Origin of the sequence: Micromonospora sp. LOL_025, assembly GCF_048060285.1 — a bacterium.
In the GTDB taxonomy this organism is placed as follows: Bacteria; Actinomycetota; Actinomycetes; order Mycobacteriales; family Micromonosporaceae; genus Micromonospora.
On record NZ_JBHMIR010000002.1, the window covers coordinates 321,625 to 335,339 of the forward strand.

Below are 13,715 nucleotides of genomic sequence, written 5' to 3' on the forward strand. Positions count from 1 at the left end.
TTGTCAGTGTTTCGGCGGGCACATCGGCGACCGGGCGAGGTGTCCGGCCACCGCTAGGGTAGCCGGCCGGGCCGTGGGGCCGCTCCGGGCCGGGCACAGCCGGGGAGCGGAACGGCGCCGGCACGCCCGGGCACGCCGGGGGTCGGCGGACCGGCAGGAGGCACCTCCTCACACCGCGGCCAGCACCGCGGCCTCCAGGCGGGCCCGGGTGGCGTCGTCCGGCCAGCCGCCGACGAGGTAGAACGCGTCGACCACGTCCCCGCCCAGGGTCGAGATGCGGGCCGCCCGCACCTGGGCGCCGGCCTCGTCGAGGGCGCAGGCGACCCGGTAGAGCAGGCCCGCCGCGTCGGCGGCGCGCAACTCCAGCAGCACGGCGTCGGTGGCCGCCTCGCGGTGCCAGACCACCCGTGGCGCGGCCCCGCCGGACCGCGCCGCGAGCGCCCGGCCGCGCAGCCGCTGGGTGACCGAGACGTCCCCGTTCACCGCGCGGCGCAGGTCGGCGCCGAGGGCGATCGGGTCGGGCGCGAGCCCGTACCGGGGCTGCACCCGGCACTCGACCAGGGCCCGGCCGTCGACGGTGGAGGCGTCGGCCGAGAGCACCTCCAGCCGGTGCAGCGCCAGGCAGCCGGCCACCGTCGCGAGCAGGCCGCGCCGGTCCGCCGCGGCCACGGCCACCCGGTCGGCCGTCAGGTGTACGACCGGCAGGGGCCCCGCCAGCAGGGCCGGATCGGGGGTGGGCGGGGCGGGCAGCACGCCCGTGTCCAGCGCGGTCCGTACCCGGGTGACCAGCTCGGCGACCAGCCGGCCCTTCCAGTCCGACCAGGCGGCCGGCCCGGTGGCGGCGGCGTCGGCCCGCACCAGGGCGTGCAGCAGGTCCAGCGTGGTCGGGTCGCCGACCCGCTCGGCCACCCCGGCGATGGTGACCGGGTCGGCGAGGTCCCGCCGGGTGGCCACGTCGGGCAGGAGCAGGTGCAGCCGGACCAGCGTGCCGATCAGCGCCACCTCCGGCGCGGGCAGGCCGATCCGGGCGGCCACCGCCTCGGCCAGCGGCGCCCCGACGGTGCTGTGGTCGCCGGGGAGCCCTTTGCCGACGTCGTGCAGGAGGGCGCCGAGCAGCAGCAGGTCGGGGCGGTCCACGTCGCGGGTGTGCCGGCCGGCCTCGTACGCGGTCTGCACGAGGTGCCGGTCGAGGGTGAACCGGTGCACCGGGTTGTGCTGCGGGAGGCTGCGCAGCCGGGTCCACTCGGGCAGCCAGCCCTCGATCAGCCCGTACCGGTCGCAGGTCTCCCAGGCCGGCACCAGGCCGGGACCGGCGCCGAGCAGGGTGATCAGCGCGGCCCGGGCCTCGGCCGGCCACGGCGCCGGCAGCGGCGGGCAGTACGCGGCCAGCCACTCGCAGGTGGCCCGGGCGATCGGCAGCCGGGTGACGGCCGCGGCGGCGGCGACTCGCAGCGACAGGCTCGGGTCGGGGCGCGCCCCGATCGCGGTGCGGGCCAGCACCAGCTCGCCGTCGTGCTCGACGACGTCCCGGGCGACCGGTCGGCGCAGCGGACGCCCGTCGGCGCCCCGGCGGCGGCCCGAGCGGAGCCGGTCGGCGGCGCGGAAGGCGTCGTCGAGGGCGTGGCTGACGGTCCGGGCGTCCCCGGCGACCCGGCGCAACAGCGCGTCGCCGTCGCCGACGGTTTCGGGGGCGGCTGCGGCCCGCCGCGGGCCGTCGGCCGCGCCCGGCGGGGGCTGCCGGACGTTTCCCGCGCCCGGCGGGGGCTGCCGGACGTCTCCCGCGCCCGGCGGGGGCTGCGGGACGCCTGCCGCGCCCGGCGGGAGGTGCCGGAGGCCGAGCAGCGCGGCGACCCCGTCGCGCTCCTGGGCGACCAGCCGGTCGACCCGGCGGCCGACCTGCCGGTGCAGCGCGTCGCGGGTGTCCAGCAGCCGCAGGTGCGCGGCGCGGACGGCGGGGCGCAGCGCGTCGGTGACGCCGGCGGTGGCGATCGCCCGCAGGATGCCGACGTCGCGCAGCCCGCCGGCCGCCTCCTTCAGGTCGCCCTCCAGCAGGAACGCCAGCTCGCCGTGGGCGGCCCAGCGGGCGGCGGTGAGCTCGCGGAGCGCCGGGAGCTGCCGCACGGCGGTACGCCGCCAGTGGTCGGCGGCGGTGCGCACGAGCGTGTCCGCGAGCGCGGCGTCGCCGGCGACCAGCCGCGCGTCGAGCAGCCCGAGGGCCACCTTCACGTCGTCCTGGGCGACGGAGAGCGCCTCGGGGACGGTCCGTACGGAGTGGTCCAGCCGCAGTCCGGCGTCCCACACCGGGTACCAGACCGAGGCGGCCAGCTCGTCCACGCCGGGCACCCCGGCGTGCAGCAGGACGAGGTCGAGGTCGCCGTGCGGCGCGCACTGCCGGCGGCCCAGCCCGCCGACGGCGATCAGCGCCACCCCGGGCCGCTGCGGCAGCAGCCCACGCAACCACCGGTCGTACGCGTCGGCCCGCGCGGCCCGCGCCGGTTCCCCGACGCCGTCGTTGCCGCCGACGACCTCGTCGACCAGGAGTCCGGCGGCACCGTCGCCGGTGCGTCCCGACGCGTTCTTCCTGGTCGACGAGGTCATGTCGGTGGGTGGCCGGTCAGAGCGCGTCGAGGCCGCGCTCGCCGGTGCGGACCCGGACGACCTCCTCGACGGCGGTCACCCAGACCTTCCCGTCGCCGATCTTGCCGGTCCGGGCGGCGCCGACGACGGCGTCCACGATCTTGTCGACGTCGATCTCGTCGGTGAGCACCTCGACCCGGATCTTGGGCAGGAACTCGACCGTGTACTCGGCACCCCGGTAGACCTCGGTGTGCCCCTTCTGCCGCCCGTAGCCCTGGACCTCGCTGACGGTCAGGCCGGCCACGCCGAGGGCGTGCAGGGCCTCCTTCACCGCGTCCAGTTGGTACGGCTTGATGACCGCGGTCACCAGCTTCATGTCCAACCCCTCCATCCCAGGAACGTTAACCGGCGACCTTTTCGGCGGCGGACTCGGCGGCCGGCCCGGCGGGCGCGGCCGACTCGGTGGGCGCGGTGGGCGCGGCCGCCGGCTCCGTCGCCGGCCTGGCGCCGGTCAGCCCGGCCATGGCGAACGCGCTGCCCCCGCCGCTGCCGGCGGCCGGCGACAGGTCGTAGCCGCTCTCCGCGTGCTCGGCGATGTCGATGCCGCCGACCTCGTCCTCGGCCCGCAGGCGGAAGCCGATCGTCTTCTCGATGGCGAAGGCGAGCACCCAGGCCACCGCGAAGGACCAGGCGGTGACGATCAGGCCGGCCAGGGCCTGCCGGCCGAGCTGGGTCACCCCGCCGCCGTAGAAGAGCCCGTCGGAGGCGCCGATCACGTCGGTGATCGCGCCGTTGACCGAGTTGGTGGCGAAGAGGCCGAGCCAGAGCGAGCCGATCCAGCCGCCGACGAAGTGCACGCCGACCACGTCGAGCGAGTCGTCGTAGCCGAGCTTGTACTTGAGGCTGATCGCCAGCGCGCAGACCGCCCCGGCGACGAGACCCAGCAGCACCGCCGCCCAGGGGGCCACGAAGCCGCAGGCCGGGGTGATGGCGACCAGGCCGGCGACGGCGCCGGACGAGGCGCCGACCAGCGTCGGCTTCTTGTCCTTGATCCACTCCACGACGATCCAGCCGAGCACCGCGGCGGCCGTGGCGAGCTGGGTGTTGATGAAGGCCAGGCCGGCGACCGAGTCGACGGTGAGCTCGGAACCGGCGTTGAAGCCGAACCAGCCGAACCAGAGCAGCCCGGCGCCGAGCGCGACGAGCGGGATGTTGTGCGGCTTCATGCCCTCCCGGGGCCAGCCGAGCCGCTTGCCCAGCACCAGGGCCAGCGCCAGGGCCGCCGCGCCGGCGTTGATGTGCACGGCGGTGCCGCCGGCGAAGTCGAGCGCGTGCAGGTCGGCGCCGATGATGCCGCCGCCCCACACCCAGTGCGCGACCGGGAAGTAGACAAGCGTCGCCCAGCCGAACGCGAACAGCAGCCAGCCGGCGAACTTCGCCCGGTCGGAGACCGCGCCGCTGATCAGCGCGACGGTGATCACGGCGAACATCATCTGGAAGGCCATGAACACGTAGAGCGGGACGCCGATGCCGCTCGGGTTCTCCGCCGTCGCCCCCCAGAGGTCGGTCTCGGCGAGGAACGTCTTGGTGCCGAGATAGGCGCCCGGGTCGCCCCAGAGGCCGTTGACATCGCTGCCGAAGGCGATGCTGAAACCGTAGAACCACCACAAGACAGAGATGAGCCCGATCGCGGAGAAGCTCATCATCATCATGTTCAGTACACCCTTGGACCGGTTGAGGCCGCCGTAGAACAGCGCCAGTCCGGGCGTCATGAGCAGCACGAGCGCCGTCGACACCAGCAACCACACGGTGTTGCCGGAATCGATCGTGGGTGCCTCAGGCACGCTGGCCTCCTAAAGGTGAAGTTCCCTCCTTCACGGCTTCCGGGGCAGCGTCGCCCGTACGCCGGATGGGCGGAAGCCTGCTCGCCTCCTGTTTCCCCCAGCGTCACCCGTCGATTTCCGGATGGTGACGGGTTGTTTCGGACGTGTGAAGAGAACCTCACCGCCGGCCGGCGCGGCCGACGGCACGACCGCTCAGCGCAGCGCGTACTCCAGGGCGTTGCGCTCGTAGTCGAGCAGCCGCAGGTCGCGCATCGGTCGGCGCAGGTGCCCCTTGTGCACGATCCGGACGAAGGCCGGCTCGCCGGCGGCGGCCATCCGGCGGATGCCCTCCACGTGGTCCACGATCCGCTTGCGGATGGTCCGGATCAGCCGGTGCCGGTCCCGGGGGATCAGCCCGTACGCGTCGGCGAAGAGGCGCAGCCGGCGCGGCCGGTCGGGGTGCTTCCAGCCGAGCGTGATCGAGTCCCGGTCGGAGAATATCGGCACCCAGGTCCAGGCCGCGTACGCCACGTCGTAGATCCGGGCGCCGGGCGAGGCGAGGTCGAAGTCGATCAGCCCGAGGGTGCCGTCGGGCCGCCAGATCACGTTGTGCGGGGCGGCGTCGTGGTGGCAGATCACCTCGGTGTCCGGCGGCGGCGGGCCGAACGAGCGCCACACCGCCCCGGGCGGCGGGACGAAGCCGTACTGGGCGTCGTGGAACATGCGGAGCATGGTGGCGACGGTCACCAGCGCCTCGTCGGTGACCCAGTGCGGGGCCAGCGGGTATTCCCCGCACTCCCCCTCCAGGTACGACAGGACCTCCCGGTTGCGCTCGTCCATGCCGAGCGCGCGGGGTGCGCCGGTGAAGCCCACGTATTCCAGGTGGCGCAGCAGGGCGTGCACGGAGGGCGTCCACGGCCCGGCGTTGCGCCGGACCGTGTCGCCGACCCGGACGACGGTGCTGACGTTCCCGCCGTGCAGCGGAATCTCCTGCGAAGTCACGTACGGTCTCCCGAGGCGCGGCGACGGGTGGCTGGGGTCGCGCCACCCGGCGTAGGCGCGATCGTCGGTCGTCACTGCGAGGTTACGCGTCGCGGGCGAGCGGCTCGGTACCGAGCAGCGCGTCGACGAACTGGGCGGGGTCGAACGGGGCCAGGTCGTCCTTGCCCTCGCCGAGCCCGACCAGCTTGACCGGGATGCCCAGCTTGCGCTGCACGGCGATCACGATGCCGCCCTTGGCGGTGCCGTCGAGCTTGCTGAGCACGACGCCGGTCACGTTGACCACCTCGGTGAAGACGCGGGCCTGCTCCAGCCCGTTCTGCCCGGTGGTGGCGTCGAGGATCAGCAGCGTCTCGTCGATCGGGCCGTGCTTCTCCACCACCCGCTTGACCTTGCCCAGCTCGTCCATCAGGCCGATCTTGTTTTGGAGGCGGCCGGCGGTGTCGATCAGCACGGTGTCGACGCCGGTGTCGATGCCCCGCTTGACGGCGTCGAAGGCCACGCTGGCCGGGTCGGCCGCCTCGGGCCCGCGCACGGTCTCCGCGCCGACCCGCCCGCCCCAGGTCTCCAGTTGGTCGGCGGCGGCGGCCCGGAAGGTGTCGGCGGCGCCGAGCAGCACGCTGCGACCGTCCGCGACGAGCACCCGGGCGATCTTGCCGCAGGTGGTGGTCTTGCCCGCACCGTTGACGCCGACGACCAGCAGCACCGCCGGCACGCCGTCCTTGGGCGCGGTCCGCAGCGACCGGTCCAGGGTCGGATCGAGCGCGTTGACCAGTTCGGCGGCGAGCAGGGCACGCAGCTCACCCGCGGAGCGGGTGCCGAGGACGCGGGTCCGCTCGCGCAGCCGGTCGACGATCTCCCGGGTGGCGTCGATGCCGACATCGGCGGTGATCAGGCTGTCCTCGATCTCCTCCCAGGCGTCCTCGTCGAGGTGGTCGCGGCTGAGCAGGCCGAGCAGACCCTTGCCGAAGGCGTTCTGCGAGCGGGACAGCCGCGAGCGCAGCCGGACCAGCCGCCCGGCCGTCGGCTCGGGGACCTCCAGCACCGGGGCCGGGGCCTCCACCACCGGCGGTTCCACCAGGATCCCGGTGGACAGTTCGGCCTCCGGCGCCTCCACCGGCGGGCCGGCCAGGTCCTCCTCGGCCCGGGTCTCGACCTCCGTCTCGGGCAGCGGCGGCTCCGGTCGCCGGCGCAGCCGCGGCACGACCAGCCCGATGCCGCCAAGGATCAGCACGCCGAGCAGGGCGAGCGCGATGAGGAGGTATTCGGTCATGCCGGAATCCTGTCAGATGCCGGCGAAGCTGTCCCAGCCACCGCTCCCGACCGGGCCCGCGGAAGCCGACGGTAGGCTCGGTCACAGCCAGCAGTGGTGCGACCGCCGGCCGGGTAGTAAAGATGAAGTCCGCTCATCTGGAGGTCGACCATGCCCGCGGCACACCTGCTCATCGGCCCGTTACTCCGCAGGGTGGTCGGCACGAGGGCCACCATCTGGGTCGAGACCAGCGCGCCCGCGGTGGTCACCGTCCGCACCGCCGACGGCGCCGGCGGCACCGCCCCCACCTTCTCGGCGTACGACCACCACTACGCCCTCGTCGTCGTGGAGGGTCTCACCCCCGACAGCGCCACCACCTACGAGGTGCTGATCGACGACGAGGTCGCCTGGCCGGTGCCGAAGAGCACGTTCCCGCCCAGCGTGATCCGCACCCGGGCGGCCGACGACCTCGACCAGCCGGTCCGGTTGGTCTTCGGCTCGTGCCGCGAGACCACCCAGCACGCCACCACCCGGCGGCTGCCCCCCGACGCCCTCGACGCGTACGCCCGGCGGCTGATGGCGGACCCGGACCCGGCCGACGTGCCCGACCTGCTGGTGCTCCTCGGCGACCAGGTCTACGCGGACGTGACCTCCCCCACGGTCCGGCGGCTGCTGAAGCGGCGCCGCCGGCGGCCCAAGGGCGCGCCGGGCGACCAGGTGGTCAGCTTCGACGAGTACACGAAGCTCTACCTGGAGTCCTGGCGGGACCCGGAGATCCGCTGGTTGTTCTCCACCGTGCCGAGCGTCATGATCTTCGACGACCACGAGATCATCGACGACTGGAACACCTCGGCCCCCTGGCGGACCGACATGCGCGACCAGCCCTGGTGGGCGGAGCGGATCGCCAGCGGCCTCGCCTCGTACTGGGTCTACCAGCACCTGGGCAACCTCTCCCCCGACGAGATCGCCGCCGACCCGGTCTACGCCAAGGTCGTCGCGGCGGAGGACGCGACCGGCGTGCTGCGCGAGTTCGGGCAGCGGGTCGACACCGAGGCCGACCTCGCCCACGACACCGAGCGGTGGCGGGCCGTGCAGTACCAGTGGAGCTACGCGCTGGACCTGGGCCGCACCCGGCTGGTCATGCTGGACAACCGGTGCAGCCGGGTGCTGGAGCCGGGCCAGCGGGCGATGCTGCCCCCGGGCGAGTGGTCGTGGTTCCTCGACCGCGCCCACGGCGTCTACGACCACCTCGTGGTCGGCGCCTCCCTGCCCTGGCTGCTGCCGCCCGGCATCCACCACGTGGAGGCGTGGAACGAGAAGCTGGCCGACTCCCGGCGGCGCTGGGTCGCCCGGCTGTCGGAGAAGCTGCGCCGGGGGCTGGACCTGGAGCACTGGGCCGCGTTCCGCCGCTCGTTCGACGGGCTCGGCGCGCTCTTCGCCCGCCTCGGCAGCGGCACCCCCGGCGGGCCCGGCGAGCGGGTCGGGGCCGGGCCGGCGTACGCGCCACCGGCGTCGATCAGCGTGCTCTCCGGCGACGTGCACCACTCGTACGTGGCGCGGGCACGCTTCGACGACCGGAGCGTGGTCACCCCGGTGCACCAGCTCACCTGCTCGCCCATCCACAACCAGGTGCCCGCCGGGATGCGCCCGCTGATGAAGCTCGGCTGGTCGTCCGGGCCGGCCGGGGCCACCCGGGCGCTGGCCCGCACCGCCGGGGTGCGCCGCCCGCCCTTCCGCTGGAAGCGGCTCGCCGGGCCGTACTTCGGCAACGCGGTCGCCACGCTGGTGCACGCCGGTCGGAGGGCCGAGGTGACGATCGAGGGCACCACCAGCGACGGCCACCTGCGCGAGGTCATGCGGCAGCGCCTCACCCCCGGCGGCTGAACCTCTCGCCGGACCCCGGCCGGCCCGCCCGCGACGGGCGGACCACCGCCGACGCGCCGCCGGTGGTCCCGGCGCCCCGATAACCGCTCGCCGGATGTCGGACGCGCCGGCCAGGATGACCGGCATGACATGGCGAGCACCGGAGATCACCCGGACCCCCGAGCACCACGTCGGCGACGAGCGCACGATGCTGGAGGGCTGGCTGGATTACCACCGGCAGACCCTGCTGCTCAAGTGCGCCGGGCTGACCGCCGAGCAGTTGCGCACGCCGAGCGTCGAGCCCTCCGGGCTCACCCTGCTCGGTCTGGTCCGGCACCTGGCCGAGGTGGAGGCCTGGTGGTTCCGGGAGAACTTCGCCGGCCAGGAGGTCGACTACCCCTACTTCACGCCCGAGCATCCGGACGCCGACCACGACGTCAGCGCCGCCGACGCCGAGGCCGACTTCGCCACCTACCACCGGGAGATCGCGCTGGCCCGCGCCGCCGCCGCCGGACGGTCGCTCGACGAGACCTTCACCGAGGTCGGCCCGAAGGGCCGGACGTTCAACCTGCGCTGGGTCTACGTGCACCTGATCGAGGAGTACGCCCGGCACAACGGCCACGCCGACCTGATCCGCGAACGCATCGACGGCGTCACGGGCGAGTAGCCCACGCCCGGGGCGGGAGCGGGTCAGTACGCCAGGGCCGCCCGCGCGTACCGCAGGTCGGCCGGGCCGCTCCAGCGCAGCGCCGACAGGCCGGCGACGCGGGCCCCCCGGATCGCCCAGTCCTCGTCGTCGACGAAGAGCACCCGGGCCGCCGGGGTCTCCAAAGCCTCGCAGGCCGCCTGGAAGTACTCCTTCGCCGGCTTGTTCACCCCGATCCTGGACGAGTTGACCACCACGTCGAACTCGTCCGTCAGGTCGAGCGCGGCGAGGTCGGCGTCGAGCAGGTCGGTGGCGTTCGTGCCGAGCCCGACCCGGATGCCGCCGGCCCGCGCCTCGCGGACGAAGGCGAGCACCTCGGGGTCCACCTCGCCCCGGTAGCGCTGCCACTGCTCCACGGCGGCCCGGGCCCGCTCGGGGCCGCCCACGGAGTCGGCCAGCGCGTCGGCCACGCTGGTCATCCAGTCGGCGTGGCTGACCCGGCCGGTCAGCACCGGCTGGAGCCGCCCCCACTGCATGGCGATCTCGGTGAGTACGCCCTCGGACAGGCCGTACTCCCGCTCCACCCCGGCGGCCACCGCCGGGTCCCACCGTCGTAGGACGCCGTCGAAGTCCACCAGGAGCGCCGTCGCCCGTTCCCGACCCACTACTCGTTCTCCTCGCCGCGGCCACGCCGCTCGTCTCCGTCGGCCCGGTTGAGCCGCTGGCTGATCACCTGGGTCACCCCGTTGCGCATGGTCACGCCGTACAGGGCGTCGGCGACCTCCATCGTCCGCTTCTGGTGCGTGATGACGATGAGCTGGCTCTTCTCCCGCAACTGTGCCAGCAGCGTGATCAGCCGGCCCAGGTTGACGTCGTCGAGCGCCGCCTCCACCTCGTCCATGATGTAGAACGGGCTGGGCCGGGCCCGGAAGATGGCCACCAGCATCGCCACCGCGGTCAGCGAACGCTCGCCGCCGGAGAGCAGCGACAGCCGCTTGATCTTCTTGCCCGGCGGGCGGGCCTCGACCTCGACGCCGGTGGTGAGCAGGTCGTCGGGGTCGGTGAGCACCAGCCGCCCCTCGCCGCCGGGGAAGAGCACGGTGAAGACCTGCTGGAACTCCCGGGCCGTGTCCTCGAACGCGCTGGCGAAGACCTCCAGGATCCGGTCGTCGACGTCCTTGACCACGGTGAGCAGGTCGCGGCGGGTGGCCTTGAGGTCCTCCAGCTGCTCGGAGAGGAACTTGTAGCGCTCCTCCAGCGCGGCGAACTCCTCCAGGGCCAGCGGGTTCACCTTGCCGAGCAGGGCCAGTTCCCGTTCCGCCTTGGCCGCCCGCTTCTCCTGCACCGGCCGCTCGTAGCGGACCGGCTCGGGCACCGGCAGGCCGTCGCGTTCGGCCGCCGCCACGTCGGCCTGGGTGGGCGGGACGGGCTGGGTCGGGCCGTACTCGGCGACGAGGGTCTCCACGTCCAGGCCGAAGTCCTCGGCGGCCTTCGCCTCCAGCTGCTCGATGCGCAGCCGCTGCTCGGCGCGGGCCACCTCGTCGCGGTGCACCTGGCTGGTCAGCCGCTCCAGCTCCGCGCCGAGCCGCTTGGCCGCACCGCGTACCTCCTGGAGCTCGGCCTCGCGGGCGGCGCGCTCGCGCGCCACGGCGTCGCGGTGCTCCTCGGCCGCGGCGATGGAGGTGGCCAGGCGGGTGAGGGCCTCCCGGGCCCCGCCCGCCACGGCCCGGGCGATGCCCGCGCCCCGGGTGCGCGCCGCCCGCCGCGCCGCCGCGCGTTCCCGCGCGGCCCGCTCGGCGGTGGCCTGCCGGCGCAGCGAGTCCGCGCGGCCGGCGATCGAGGAGACCCGCTCCTCGGCGGTACGCACCGCGAGCCGGACCTCCATCTCGTTCTGCCGCGCCTGCGGCACCATCGCGGCGAGCTGGTCGCGTTCCTCCGTGGAGGGCTCCGCGTCGACGGGGGTCTCCTCGGCCAGCCGCAGCCGCTCCTCCAGCTCGGCGAGGGTGAGCAGGTCCCGCTCCCGGGCCGCCTCCGCGCGGGCCCGCGACTCGCCGAGCCGGTCGGTCTCCGCCTTCGCGGAGCGGGCCGCCGCGCCCAGCTCGGCCAGGCGGCGGGCGGCGGCGTTGCGGTGGCTCTCCGCCTCCCGCTTGGCGGCGGCGGCGTGCTGCACCGTCTCCTTGGCGGCGGCCACCTCGGCGCGGGCGTCGACGAGCTGTTCGCGCAGCTCCGCGCCGGCGCGTTCGGCGGCGAGGCGGTTCGACCGGGCCTCCTCGACGGCGGCCTGCACCTCGATGAAGCTGGGCGCCTTGGCGGACCCGCCGGCCGCCGCGTACGCCCCGACCACGTCCCCGTCGGGGGTGACCGCGCGCAGCTCCGGGTTGCCGGCGACCACCTCGGCCGCCGCGGCGAGGTCGTCGACCAGCACCACGTCGCGCAGCGCCCGGTGCACCGCCGGGCGGATCTGTGGGGAGCACTCCACCAGGTCGGGCGCCCAGCGGGCGCCGTCGGGCAGCTTGGGCCGCAGCGCGTCGGCGGGGCCGTCCATGCCCGGCCCGGCGGGGCTGCCGACCAGCAGGCCGGCGCGGCCGGCGTCGGAGATCTTCAGCAGCCGCATGGCCTCGACCGCCTCGTCGACGCCACTGACCGCGACCGCGTCGGCGAGCCCGCCGAGCGCGGCGGCGAGCGCGGCCTCCTGCCCGGGCGCGACGGTGAGCAGCCCGGCGAGGCTGCCCAGCAGGCCCGGGACCTCGTCGGCGCGGGCCAGCAGCGCGCCCGCGCCGTCCTTGCGGCGCAGACCGAGGGCGAGCGCCTCCTCCCGGGCCTTCCAGGTGGCGGCGTCCTTCTCCGCCGCCCGCTCCGCGTCGGTCAGCGACCGCACGGTGGCCTGCGCCCGCTCCTGGGCGGCGACCGCCTCGGCGTGCCGGGCGTCGAGGTCGGCGTTGTCCCGGTCCGCCTCGGTGGACTGCTCGGCGACCGCGTCGAGTTCGGCCTGGGCCTGGTCGGCCCGGGCCAGCGCGTCGGCGTGCGCGGTGGCGAGCCGCTCGATCTCCTCGCCGGCGCTGGTGGTCCGGGCGCGGGCGGAGTTGACCTGGCCGGTCAGCCGGGCCAGGCCCTCGCGCCGGTCGGCGATCGCCTTGGCCGCGGCGACCAGCTCGCGTTCGGCGGCGGCGAGCTGCCGTTCCAGCTCCTGGCGGTGCTCGACGGCCTCGGCCAGCCGGATCTGGTCGTCGGTCAGCGCGCCGCGCAGCTCCTCCTCCTGCTCGCGGATCCGCTCGGCCTCGGCCTCCAACTGCTCGGGGTCGCGGCCGGGGCGCTCGTCGTCCGGGGTGGCGCTGAGGTGCCGCAGCCGTTCCCGGGCGAGCTGCTCGATGGAGCGGAACCGCTCGGAGAGGGCGGAGAGCTTGTACCAGGTGTCCTGGGCGGCGGCCAGCAGCGGCGCGTCCTCGGCGAGGGCCGCCTCCAGCTCGGCCAGCCGCGCCTGCACCTCGGTGTGCTCGGCCTCGACCTGCTCGCGCCGCTCGCGCACCGCGGTCTCGTCGGCGATCTCCCGGTCGAGGGTGGCCCGCAGGGTGGCCAGGTCGTCGGCGAGCAGCCGCAGCCGGGCGTCGCGCAGGTTGGCCTGGATGGCGGCGGCGCGGCGGGCCACCTCCGCCTGCCGGCCCAGCGGCTTGAGCTGGCGGCGCAGCTCGGCGGTGAGGTCGGTGAGCCGGTTGAGGTTCGTCTGCATCGCGTCGAGCTTCCGCAGCGCCTTCTCCTTGCGCTTGCGGTGCTTGAGGACGCCGGCCGCCTCCTCGATGAACGACCGCCGGTCCTCCGGCTTGGCGTGCAGCATCCCGTCGAGTCGCCCCTGGCCGACGATGATGTGCATCTCCCGGCCGATGCCGGAGTCCGACAGCAGCTCCTGGATGTCGAGCAGCCGACAGGAGTCGCCGTTGATCTCGTACTCGCTCTCGCCGGAGCGGAACATCCGGCGGGTGATCGAGACCTCGGTGTACTCGATCGGCAGCGCGCCGTCGGTGTTGTCGATCGTGAGGGTCACCTCGGCCCGGCCCAGCGGGGCCCGGCCGGCGGTGCCGGCGAAGATGACGTCCTCCATCTTGCCGCCGCGCAGCGCCTTGGCCCCCTGCTCGCCGAGCACCCAGGCGATGGCGTCGACGACGTTGGACTTGCCGGAGCCGTTCGGGCCGACCACGCAGGTGATCCCCGGCTCCAGCTTCAGCGTCGTCGCGGAGGCGAAGGACTTGAAGCCCTTCACCGTCAGGCTCTTGAGATGCACCTTCTCGATCCTCGTCCGGTGGCCGCCGTACCGTCGCCGGCTGCGCGGACCTGGGTGAACCCGCAGACTAACCCGGGACCGGGAACCGCCGGGCACGCGACCCGCCTGACGACCGCCGGGCGCTCGTCGGAGGTGCCGTGGGTCGATCCGCCGGCCGGCGTGCGCCCGTGCGCCCTTCCGTCGGCCGGGAGCCGTGCGGGAATCGTCGCGGCGGGCCGCACAAGATCAGGAATTGGTGCGGCGGAAAGAGGTGCGGACAGAGCTGCGCGCCGGCACAGA

Annotated in this window: 9 protein-coding genes; 2 read left to right on the top strand and 7 right to left on the bottom strand. The window is 74.8% G+C overall.

Features of this window, described 5'->3' with window-relative positions; translation table 11 throughout:
* Positions 1-168: 168 nt before the first annotated feature.
* From ACFHW0_RS04175 to ftsY, 5 genes are all read right to left on the bottom strand, one after another.
* Positions 169-2,598 (bottom strand): [protein-PII] uridylyltransferase, encoded by a 2,430-nt coding sequence (locus ACFHW0_RS04175; RefSeq protein WP_416605550.1) that lies wholly within the window; start codon positions 2,596-2,598, stop codon positions 169-171.
* A gap of 16 nt (positions 2,599-2,614) precedes the next feature.
* The gene (locus ACFHW0_RS04180; RefSeq protein WP_176733926.1) at positions 2,615-2,953 is read right to left on the bottom strand and encodes a P-II family nitrogen regulator; all 339 of its coding nucleotides are present in this window, start codon (positions 2,951-2,953) and stop codon (positions 2,615-2,617) included.
* 25 nt (positions 2,954-2,978) lie between these two features.
* Positions 2,979-4,421, bottom strand: coding sequence for an ammonium transporter (locus ACFHW0_RS04185; protein ID WP_416605551.1), 1,443 nt, complete (start codon positions 4,419-4,421; stop codon positions 2,979-2,981).
* A gap of 192 nt (positions 4,422-4,613) precedes the next feature.
* The gene (locus ACFHW0_RS04190) at positions 4,614-5,477 is read right to left on the bottom strand and encodes an aminoglycoside phosphotransferase family protein (RefSeq protein WP_172896564.1); all 864 of its coding nucleotides are present in this window, start codon (positions 5,475-5,477) and stop codon (positions 4,614-4,616) included.
* Between the two features lie 7 nt (positions 5,478-5,484).
* Positions 5,485-6,672, bottom strand: a complete 1,188-nt coding sequence (gene ftsY / locus ACFHW0_RS04195) for a signal recognition particle-docking protein FtsY (RefSeq protein ID WP_357662357.1) — start codon at positions 6,670-6,672, stop codon at positions 5,485-5,487.
* Between the two features lie 150 nt (positions 6,673-6,822).
* Between ftsY and ACFHW0_RS04200 the strand changes: the two genes are divergently transcribed.
* Both ACFHW0_RS04200 and ACFHW0_RS04205 read left to right on the top strand, forming a co-directional pair.
* Positions 6,823-8,535, top strand: coding sequence for an alkaline phosphatase D family protein (locus ACFHW0_RS04200; RefSeq protein WP_416605553.1), 1,713 nt, complete (start codon positions 6,823-6,825; stop codon positions 8,533-8,535).
* A gap of 124 nt (positions 8,536-8,659) precedes the next feature.
* A complete protein-coding gene (locus tag ACFHW0_RS04205; protein WP_416605554.1) occupies positions 8,660-9,181 on the top strand; it encodes a DinB family protein in 522 nt (173 codons plus the stop codon).
* Positions 9,182-9,204: 23 nt separating this feature from the next.
* Here ACFHW0_RS04205 and ACFHW0_RS04210 read toward each other — a convergent pair whose 3' ends face one another.
* A complete protein-coding gene (locus tag ACFHW0_RS04210; protein ID WP_416605556.1) occupies positions 9,205-9,825 on the bottom strand; it encodes an HAD-IA family hydrolase in 621 nt (206 codons plus the stop codon).
* A complete protein-coding gene (gene smc / locus ACFHW0_RS04215; protein ID WP_416605558.1) occupies positions 9,825-13,436 on the bottom strand; it encodes a chromosome segregation protein SMC in 3,612 nt (1,203 codons plus the stop codon). The genes ACFHW0_RS04210 and smc overlap by 1 nt, the downstream gene beginning before the upstream one ends.
* Between the last annotated feature and the right edge of the window lie 279 nt (positions 13,437-13,715).

Coding starts and splice junctions, on each gene's coding strand:
- ACFHW0_RS04175 (WP_416605550.1), bottom strand. CDS start 2,598: ATGACCTCGTCGACCAGGAAGAACGCGTCGGGACGCACCGGCGACGGT.
- ACFHW0_RS04200 (WP_416605553.1), top strand. CDS start 6,823: ATGCCCGCGGCACACCTGCTCATCGGCCCGTTACTCCGCAGGGTGGTC.
- ACFHW0_RS04205 (WP_416605554.1), top strand. CDS start 8,660: ATGACATGGCGAGCACCGGAGATCACCCGGACCCCCGAGCACCACGTC.
- ftsY (WP_357662357.1), bottom strand. CDS start 6,672: ATGACCGAATACCTCCTCATCGCGCTCGCCCTGCTCGGCGTGCTGATC.
- ACFHW0_RS04180 (WP_176733926.1), bottom strand. CDS start 2,953: ATGAAGCTGGTGACCGCGGTCATCAAGCCGTACCAACTGGACGCGGTG.